The organism is uncultured Dysosmobacter sp. (genome assembly GCF_947631165.1).
Lineage (GTDB): Bacteria > Bacillota > Clostridia > Oscillospirales > Oscillospiraceae > Oscillibacter.
The window spans coordinates 1-8,796 of record NZ_CANRKH010000071.1 but is presented as its reverse complement, the minus strand read 5'-3'; the positions used below and the strand labels follow the sequence as shown (position 1 = coordinate 8,796).

The window sequence follows — 8,796 nt, the reverse complement described above, 5'->3', positions numbered from 1 at the left end:
GGTCTTCAGTTCTTCGCCCACAAGAAGGGCGGCGGCTCCACCAAGAACGGCCGTGACTCCGAGTCCAAGCGCCTTGGTCCCAAGCGCGCCGACGGCCAGTTCGTCAAGGCCGGCAATATCCTGGTCCGCCAGCGCGGAACCCGCATCCATCCCGGCAAGAACGTCGGTATCGGCACTGACGATACCCTGTTCGCCAAGGTGGACGGTGTGCTCCGTTTCGAGCGCATGGGCAAGGATCGTAAGCAGGCTTCTGTTTACGAGGCTGAGTAAGCAAAGCTTTGGGAGCCCCGAACGCACATGTTCGGGGCTCTTTTCAGGTAAGACGCCCGCATCCGAGGGTACAGCTTCTGCGCCTTGGGATGTATGCGCCTCTATGGGTATACTACAAACAACTATTGGAGGTGTGTTTGATGGCAGCATCTTTTATCGACAAAGCCCGAATCACCGTCCGCGCCGGAGACGGCGGCAGCGGTGTGGTCTCCTTCCACCGGGAAAAATACGTGGCGGCAGGCGGCCCTGACGGCGGCGACGGCGGCCGGGGCGGCTCCATCGTTCTGGTGGTGGACGACAACATGTCCACGCTGATGGACTTCCGCTACAAGCGCAAATACGCGGCGTCCAACGGGATGCCGGGCCAGGGGGCCAGAAAGTCCGGCAAGGACGGCCAGGACCTGGTGATCCGGGTCCCCCGGGGGACCCTGGTGCGGGACGCCGAGACCAACGAGATCATCAAGGATATGAGCGGCAAGGAGCCGTTTGTCCTGTGCCGGGGCGGCCGGGGCGGCTGGGGCAACATGCACTTCGCCACGCCCACCCGGCAGGTGCCCCGCTTCGCCAAGGGCGGCCTGCCCGGCGAGAGCCATGACGTGATCCTGGAGCTGAAGCTGTTGGCGGACGTGGGCCTCATCGGCTTCCCCAATGTGGGCAAATCCACGCTGCTGAGCGTGGTGTCCAAGGCCCAGCCCAAGATCGCCAACTACCACTTCACGACCCTGTTCCCCAACCTGGGCGTGGTTTGGGTCGATGAGGGCGTCAGCTTTGTCATGGCGGACATCCCCGGCATTATCGAAGGTGCCAGCGAGGGTGCCGGCCTGGGCCACGACTTCCTGCGGCACATCGACCGCTGCCGCCTGCTGGTCCATGTGGTGGACGTGTCCGGCAGTGAGGGCCGGGACCCGGTGGCGGATTTTGACGCCATCAACGAGGAGCTGGAGCAGTACAGTCCCGACCTGGCCCAGCGGCCCCAGATCGTGGCCGCCAACAAAGTGGATATCATGGAGGACCCGGAAAACCTGGAACGGCTGCGCGCCCATGTGGAGGCCCAGGGCTACACTCTGATGGAAATCTCCGCGGCGGCCCACCAGGGTACCCGCCAGTTGGTGGGCAAGGTGGCGGAAATGCTGTCCACTCTGCCGCCTGTGACCGTGTATGAGCCGGAGTACGTGCCGCGGCCTCCGGTGGTGGACGCCTCCGCGCCTCTGGATATCCAGCGGGCCGATGACGGCCACACCTGGCTGGTGGAGGGTCCCTGGCTCCAGCGGCTCATAGGCAATGTCAACTTCGGTGACTATGAGAGCCGTATGTGGTTTGACAAGACTCTGCGGGAGTCCGGGCTGTTCCAGCGGCTGGAGGAGCTGGGCATTCAGGACGGAGACACGGTGTCTCTGTATGATTTCGAGTTTGAGTATCAGCGGTGAACGCCGCCCGGGCCGGGTTCTCCGGCCCGGGCTTTTTTCGCAAAAGGCCGGATATTTGTCTTTATATGAGAAAATCCAAATTCGTTCAAGCCCTGTTTTTATGCATTGTGCGAAAACTTTCTTGACCCCCTTGACAAATGGGCCTGTTTGGAGGTAGTATTTTCTCACATCAAGAAAACCAATGACGCAGACGAGTACGCATGACCCGTTTTTCCCAGCGAGCCGCCGGTGGTGTGAGGGCGGTAAAAACAGTTTTGCCGAATGGACTGCGGAGGGCGGGCCGAACGGAACAGCCATTCCTATTAAGCACCGACGGGCTTTTCCCCCGTTACCAAGGAAAGGCGTGTGATGGCACGCCGCCGAGCGGACGCGCAAGCGTCAATTTGGGTGGCACCGCAGAAGTTTCAGACTTTTGTCCCAAAGGAACCTATTGGAATAGGTCCTTGAGGGATGAAGGTCTTTTTTGTTTCCCCAGAGGGCCGCAAGACATGAAAGGAGCTAATCATCATGACAACCGAGAAGAAGATCCCCTATAAGATTTACCTAACTGAGGACGAGATGCCTAAAACGTGGTACAACGTCCGGGCTGATATGAAGAATAAGCCCGCTCCCCTGTTGAATCCCGGCACCGGCGCGCCCATGGGCTTCGACGACCTGCGGCCCGTGTTCTGCGACGAGCTGATCCGCCAGGAGCTGGACAACGACACCCGGGAGATCCCCATCCCCCAGGAGATCCAGGACTTCTACAAGATGTACCGCCCCTCCCCCCTGGTGCGGGCCTACTGCCTGGAGGAAAGGCTCCAGACCCCGGCCAAGATCTACTACAAGTTCGAGGGCAACAACACTTCCGGCTCCCACAAGCTGAACAGCGCCATCGCCCAGGCCTACTACGCCAAACAGCAGGGGCTGAAGGGCGTCACCACCGAGACCGGCGCCGGCCAGTGGGGCACGGCCCTGTCCATGGCCTGCGGCTATCTGGGGCTGGACTGCAAGGTGTATATGGTGAAGGTCAGCTACGAGCAGAAGCCCTTCCGCCGGGAGGTCATGCGGACCTACGGTGCCTCCGTCACCCCCTCCCCCTCCATGGAGACGGCCATCGGCCAGAAGATCCTGGCGGAGCATCCCGGCACCACCGGCTCTCTGGGCTGCGCCATTTCCGAGGCTGTGGAAGTCGCCACCAGCAATCCCGGCTACCGCTACGTGCTGGGCAGCGTCCTGAACCAGGTGCTGCTGCACCAGAGCGTCATCGGCCTGGAGACCAAGACCGCCCTGGACAAATACGGCGTAGTGCCTGACATCATCATCGGCTGTGCCGGCGGCGGCAGCAACCTGGGCGGCCTCATCTCCCCCTTCATGGGCGAGAAGCTCCGGGGCGAGAAGGACTACCGCATCATCGCCGTGGAGCCTGCCTCCTGCCCCAGCCTGACCCGGGGCAAGTTCGCCTATGACTTCTGCGATACCGGCAAGGTCTGCCCCCTGGCCAAGATGTACACCCTGGGCAGCAACTTCATCCCCTCTCCCAACCACGCCGGCGGCCTGCGGTATCACGGCATGAGCAGCATCCTCAGCCAGCTCTACCACGACGGCTACATAGAGGCCACCTCTGTGGAGCAGACCAAGGTGTTCGAGGCGGCGGAGTATTTCGCCCGGGTGGAGGGCATCCTCCCCGCGCCGGAGAGCAGCCACGCCATCCGGGTCGCCATTGACGAGGCCCTGAAGTGCAAGGAGACCGGCGAGGCCAAGACCATCGTGTTCGGCCTCACCGGCACCGGCTACTTCGACATGGTGGCCTATGAGAAGTTCCACAACGGCGAGATGAGCGACTACATCCCCACCGACGCCGAGCTGGAAGCCAGCTTCGCCACCCTGCCCCAGGTCCCCGGCCAGGACTGATCGAATATGCTGAGGCTGTCAAAAAAGTCCCTTTTGGACTTTTTTGACAGCCTCAAAAATGCCACTACTTTTGCCCCACAAGTGGGGCAAAAGTCCTCGCTCTGCTCGCCGCACGCCTTGCTATGCAAGGCTTTGCGGGGCATTTGATCCCATTCGAGGCGGGCTTGCACCCCCTCGAGCTCCCCCCTATCGTAATGCAAAGTTCTTCCGATCATAATATCGTTTTTCGACAAACTAAAAAGCCAAGACCCGCGGAAACACCGCGGGTCCTGGCTTTTTCCCTATGCTTCCTCCCGCTTTTTGCGGGGCCACCCCTTGGCGGACTTCTCCACATCCTCCTGGATGCCCTCCAGGGTCATGCGGAGATTGCTTTTGAACAGCAGGCCCACAAAGCGCAGCAGACCCTCCCGGGTCTCCTTGTCCAGATCCTTCATGGCCTTCACCATGGCGCCGGCCGATTTGAAGCTGTCGGTCTTCAGGTCCGTCAGGGTCACCGCGCCGGAGGCCGTCAGCACGTCGAACAGGGCGGTGACGAACTTGCCCCGCTCCTCCACCGACATGGCGTGGACCAGCTCCCGCAGGGCCTGGTCGCTGAGATGGGCCTGACGGCTCATTTGCCGCAGGGCCACAAACCGGCCGCCCAGCACCTGCCACGAAAAGCCGTCGTGCTGCATGAAGCCCTTCTGGTCGCTGTCCACCACCTTGTAGTTCTCCTCATGCTCCAGCAGCATCCCCACGATGGAGGACTTGGGCACGATGGAGTGGATGCGGTCCTCGACCCGGCGGTGCTCCGGCAGGTCCAGGATATCCTCATGGAAGCCGGGGCCGTCGTTGGACCAGATGTCCGCGACCCGCCGCTGCACCGCCTCCGGGCAGAACACGCCGGCATACACCGCCAGGTTGCCCCCCTTGGAGTGGCCCCCCAGCCGCAGCTTTTTCCGGGGAAACTGCCGGGCGGCATCCCGGACGTAGCCCACCGCCATCTTCTGGGCGGGGACCTCCGGCACGCAGGCCAGCTCAAAATCCTCCCGCCAGCCCGCCAGGGTGTCGTCGGTGCCCCGGAAGGAGCAGTACACCGCGCTGTCCCCGGTGTCGATGGTCAGGGCGGCGAACTGCTCGCCCTTCTCCACATCCAGCCAGTCCACAAAGCAGTTCAGCCCCATGTCCCGAAACCGGGGAGCGTCCGCCATCTTCCGCAGCATCTCCGGGATGGCGGCAGGCACCAGGACCCCCATGTCGATCTTCTCTCCTTCTGGGAAACGGGCGAAAAATGCCTCCGCCGCCCGGTGCAGCGGCACGCTCGCTCCCTGGCCTGGGGCGGGAACGATATCCCCGAAGTCCACAAACACCAGCTCCGCCAGGATCAGATTGTCCACCTCGTTGAATGGGGACTGGGCCAGGGTCAGGTCCCCCCGCCAGTCCAAATAATCCAGGAGATTGGGCATACGTGCGCCTCCTTTCTGTCTTGATGGGATTATACCGCGGATCCTTCGCCAATACAAGTGGTCTATCCACTCCTTTCCTCTCATAGGATACAGCATCACGACCGAGAGGTGGACAACATGACGACTCTGAATGATGTGCTGCTGGAGGGCAAGGCTCTGGCAGCTCCCGCGTGGTCCCACGAAAACCACGGCGCCCAGTTTTACCGCTTTTTCCTGGAGGTCCCCCGGCTGTCCGGCACGCCGGACACCCTGCCGGTGCTGCTGCGGCCGGAGCTGCTCCCCCTGGTATCCGCCGGGGCCTGGCTGCGGGTCCGGGGACAGCTCCGCTCCTTCAACAACCGCAGCGGCGTGGGCAGCCGGCTGGTGCTGACAGTCTACGCCCAGGCCCTCCAGCCGGGGACCGGCGACCCCTGCAACCAGATCTCCCTGTCCGGCGCCCTGTGCAAGCCCCCTGTTTTCCGGCGGACGCCCCTGGGCCGCAGCATCTGCGACCTGATGCTGGCGGTCCCCCGGCGGTACGGCCGGGCGGACTATCTGCCGGTCATTGCCTGGGGCCAGCTGGCCCAGCGGGCCAGCGCGGCCGGGGTTGGGGACACGCTGGCCCTGGAGGGACGGGTCCAGAGCCGGATCTACCAGAAGGTGACGGAGACCGGCCCCCAGGACCGGGTCGCCTATGAGGTGTCCATGATGCGGCTGCTGGATCCGGAGGAAACGCCCTAGTCCGCTCTGTCTCACCAGCCGCTCAAACACGCCTTCCCTCATCCAGGGAACAAAACAGCCTCCCGCGGCATGTCCTTTGGGACAGTATGCCACGGGAGGCTGCGTCTTATAGCCGGCACAGTGGAAAAGAATCTCTTGGATTCTTTTCCACGCAGCGCTGCACAGCAGCGTTGCAGACCGCATATGCGGCACGCGCGCCGGCGGGCCATCGGCCCGCCGGTTGAAAAGGAGCTTGCGCTCCTTTTCAATTGCGTTGACTATATGTTCTTATTCTTTGGTGGGGCGCGGAGAGCCGCCGGTGCGAAAAGGCGCAGCTCACCGCCGCTCCTCCCGCACGCTCCCGGCCACCGGAGGCTCCTGATGGGGGTCCCCCGCATGGTGGGCGTTGGTGTGGACGTTGATGTACTGGGCCTTCAGCTTGGAGTACATGATGGTCTGGCTGGAATACAGCCCGCTGTAGCCGGAGAGCATGTAGCTGACCACACAGGCCATGGCGAAATACAGCAGTCCCTCGTCGCCGAACAGCTCGATGGACAGCAGCGTGGAGGCCAGGGGACAGTTGGTGGCACCGCAGAACACCGCCGCCAATCCCACTGCTGCCGCGGCTCCCGGCGGGATGCCCAGCAGCGGTCCCGCCACACAGCCGAAGGTGGCTCCCACGAAGAAGGACGGCACCACCTCGCCGCCCTTGAAGCCGGCGGCCAGGGTGATGGCAGTGAACAGCAGCTTCAGCAGGAAGGCTGCCGGATGGGCAGTCCCCTGCTCCACGGCGGCGGCCACCACATCCATGCCCGCGCCGTTGTAGTCCGTGGTTCCGCAGAGATAAGTCAGGGCGATGACCGCCGCGCCGCCCACCGCCGCCCGGATCCAGGGATCAGGCAGCCGGCGGGCCATCAGATGCTCAAAAACGTGCATCACACCGCAGAACAGCACCGACACCAAGGCGCACAGCGCCGCCAGGACGCCCATCCGCAGCATCATGTGGACGCTCAGCGCCGGCATCTCCACGGCGAATCGGGTGGGGGCGACTCCCAGGGCCAGAGAGACGGCGTAGGCCGTCAGCGCGGAGGCCAGGCAGGGGAACATGGCGGCGTGGTACATCACGCCGATGCTGATGACCACGATGGAAAAAATGGCCGCCGTCAGCGGCGTGCCGAACAGGGCGGAGAAAAAAGCCGCCATACCCGCCAGGGTCGCGATCCGCAGATCCCGGTCATCCAGGCGGAACATCCGCCCGGTGTGGAAGCCGATGGTGCCGCCCATCTGCAATGCCGCGCCCTCCCGTCCGGCGGAGCCGCCGCACAGATGGGTGAGCACCGTACCCAGGAAAATGGCGGGCAGCAGAAGAAGGGGCAGTCCGTTGCCCAGATGCACCTGGTCGATGACGTCGTTGGTCCCCTGGCCCTCGGTCCTGGTCACCTTGTAAATGGCCACGATGGCCAGTCCCGCCAGAGGCAGACACCACAGCAGCCAGGGCCATTCCGTCCGCAGCTCCGTGGCGTAATGCACGCCCATGTGGAAGGCCGTACCCACCACGCCGCAAGCCAGGCCGATCACTACCGCCAAAAGCAGCCACTTGGCCATAGTCTGGATGTAGATGTCTGTGTGGCGCAGCCATGCGGCAAACCGCTTTCCGTATTCCATGGCCTTACACCGCGGCGGCGGCCTTGCCGTCCAGACGGGACTCCAGCAGCTCCGGCTTTTTCAGATACCGCTCAAAGGCGGCAAAGAAGCGGGAGTACTCGATACCAGTGGCGATGCGCTCATCCATCACCACACCCAGAGGCATCCGCTTTTTCCGGCTGCCCTGAGGAGCCATGGGATCCGGCACCGGCTTGCCCATGCAGACAAAAACACTGGTGGTGCCGAATTCATAGCAGTGGTGGAAGATATAGCTGGTGTTGATGGACGCCAGATTGGTGATGAACAGGCTGGTGTGGAAGGGGCTGAGATCGATGATCTTCCGGGGCAGCAGCCCGTGGAGGTCCAGGTGATAGGCCAGCCCGAACACCAGCCGGGCCAGGCCCGGGATCCTGAAGGCCATGTTGACGAACTTATCGGTGCCGTTGTTGTGCACGGCCTCCTGATTCTGGTCCACCAGGTCCTTGATCTTCCGGCTGATGGTGAACACATCGTCCTCCGGGTCCAGGAACACCTTCAGCGGGGTCTCGTCCGGCGTGCCGTCGGCCCGCTTCTTCAGGATCACAAAGCTGAAGCAGAAATGATTCCGCTTGTAGATCCTGCGGTTCATGATGAAGTAGTTCACCTTGGGATTCTCCAGCGCCGCCTTGTAATAGGCCGCCGCCAGAATGCTCATGTGGGTCACATGGCGGCCCTCCCGCCGCTTCTGCCGGATAAACGTCTTCACGATATCCTCGTCCACATAGTCGCTGGCCCAGTTCTGTGCGTCGAATCGCCGGGGCATGATATGGGGCAGCGCCTGCATCACAGGCGTCAGGCCCTTCACCAGTGTTCCGTCTGGTCTCATGGTCGTCTCCTCCTAAAACCGGGGGCTTTCCCCTAAAATGGCTTTGCTCTTTTCACACGATCATTTTTATTATAGTTAAGATTTTGTTAAATTTCAACCCTCAGTGCACAAAGTACAGCACGGTTTTCGGGACATCTTGCGCGGCTGACAGCGTTATCCCCGTTGCCGGCTGACGCCCACTTAGGACGATGACGCCGCCAGCGTTGATTTTAGCCGCTGGCAGGCGTGTTGCCCGTTGTTCACTGAGAGTTCCATTCCAGGAAAATAACCCCAGATTGTTTTCGTTTGTTCTGTCGAATTTTCCACACATCTTCGTCCCTTTCCCGTCATTTCGCACAAAGTCAAAACAAATTTTTAGCTAGTCTGAAAAATTTTGAATATCTGGTTGATTCCGCCGTCCAACTGTCGTATACTGAGAGCAAGAACCGCGAGAGGCTGGCCTTTCTCCGGACCCCGGCCATGCCTCTTCATTTTAGGAAATGGAGGACAAAGAGATGAAATACGGAAGAACCTATAACTTTTCAGCCGGCCCGGCGATGATGCCGGAACCCGT

At 62.0% G+C, this 8,796-nt stretch carries 7 protein-coding genes and 1 other annotated feature; of the genes, 4 read left to right on the top strand and 3 right to left on the bottom strand.

Going from position 1 to position 8,796, the window contains the following annotated elements; all coding sequences use genetic code 11:
- The 3 genes from rpmA to Q0Z69_RS16090 form a co-directional block, all read left to right on the top strand.
- Positions 1 to 270, top strand: a 270-nt coding sequence (gene rpmA, locus Q0Z69_RS16100; RefSeq protein ID WP_298035422.1) for a 50S ribosomal protein L27, incomplete at its 5' end; no start/stop codon positions are given.
- 140 nt (positions 271 to 410) lie between these two features.
- Entirely contained in the window at positions 411 to 1,697 is a 1,287-nt protein-coding gene (gene obgE, locus Q0Z69_RS16095; RefSeq protein WP_298035421.1) for a GTPase ObgE, read from the top strand.
- Between the two features lie 172 nt (positions 1,698 to 1,869).
- Positions 1,870 to 2,120, top strand: a binding site (T-box leader).
- 84 nt (positions 2,121 to 2,204) lie between these two features.
- Positions 2,205 to 3,590: a TrpB-like pyridoxal phosphate-dependent enzyme gene (locus tag Q0Z69_RS16090; RefSeq protein WP_298035420.1), complete on the top strand. Its 1,386-nt coding sequence runs from the start codon at positions 2,205 to 2,207 to the stop codon at positions 3,588 to 3,590.
- A 281-nt stretch (positions 3,591 to 3,871) separates the two neighbouring features.
- On the opposite strand, the gene Q0Z69_RS16085 is transcribed toward Q0Z69_RS16090, so the two are convergent.
- Positions 3,872 to 5,035 carry an Mbeg1-like protein gene (locus Q0Z69_RS16085; protein ID WP_298035419.1) on the bottom strand — a complete coding sequence of 388 codons (1,164 nt, stop codon included), beginning with the start codon at positions 5,033 to 5,035 and terminating at the stop codon, positions 3,872 to 3,874.
- A gap of 117 nt (positions 5,036 to 5,152) precedes the next feature.
- Here Q0Z69_RS16085 and Q0Z69_RS16080 point away from each other — a divergent pair, with 117 nt between their 5' ends.
- On the top strand, positions 5,153 to 5,755 hold the full coding sequence (locus tag Q0Z69_RS16080; RefSeq protein ID WP_298035418.1) for a single-stranded DNA-binding protein: 603 nt from the start codon (positions 5,153 to 5,155) through the stop codon (positions 5,753 to 5,755).
- 315 nt (positions 5,756 to 6,070) lie between these two features.
- Here Q0Z69_RS16080 and Q0Z69_RS16075 read toward each other — a convergent pair whose 3' ends face one another.
- A complete protein-coding gene (locus Q0Z69_RS16075; protein WP_298035417.1) occupies positions 6,071 to 7,399 on the bottom strand; it encodes a chloride channel protein in 1,329 nt (442 codons plus the stop codon).
- Positions 7,400 to 7,403: 4 nt separating this feature from the next.
- On the bottom strand, positions 7,404 to 8,243 hold the full coding sequence (locus Q0Z69_RS16070; RefSeq protein WP_298035416.1) for a hypothetical protein: 840 nt from the start codon (positions 8,241 to 8,243) through the stop codon (positions 7,404 to 7,406).
- Positions 8,244 to 8,796 lie beyond the last annotated feature (553 nt).